Origin of the sequence: Winogradskyella poriferorum, from assembly GCF_050618035.1 — a bacterium.
Classification (GTDB): Bacteria; Bacteroidota; Bacteroidia; order Flavobacteriales; family Flavobacteriaceae; genus Winogradskyella; species Winogradskyella poriferorum_A.
In genome coordinates this window covers 1-206 of record NZ_JBODPY010000376.1, presented here as the reverse complement: position 1 = coordinate 206, position 206 = coordinate 1, and the positions used below count along the sequence as shown (strand labels likewise).

Sequence of the window (206 nt, the reverse complement as noted above, 5' to 3'; positions counted from 1 at the left end):
TAGAATTAGAGCATGAAAAATAATAACGAATTAAATCACATCTTAGTTGTGGATTTGTCTAATTGGAAGTTATTAACAATTTCGGTTGTAAGGCCTTTGGTCTGCGGATACACCTATTTGAGGTATGCGGATTACGAATATTTTGCCCCTGCTACAATTAAAATAAAAGATGAAAAACAATCACAAAAACTACCATCTATTCGTGG

Annotated in this window: 1 protein-coding gene; it reads left to right on the top strand. The window is 33.0% G+C overall.

Going from position 1 to position 206, the window contains the following annotated elements; all coding sequences use genetic code 11:
- Positions 1 to 12 precede the first annotated feature (12 nt).
- The coding region (locus ACRHOC_RS16120) for a hypothetical protein (RefSeq protein ID WP_431159551.1) at positions 13 to 206 on the top strand (194 nt) is incomplete at its 3' end.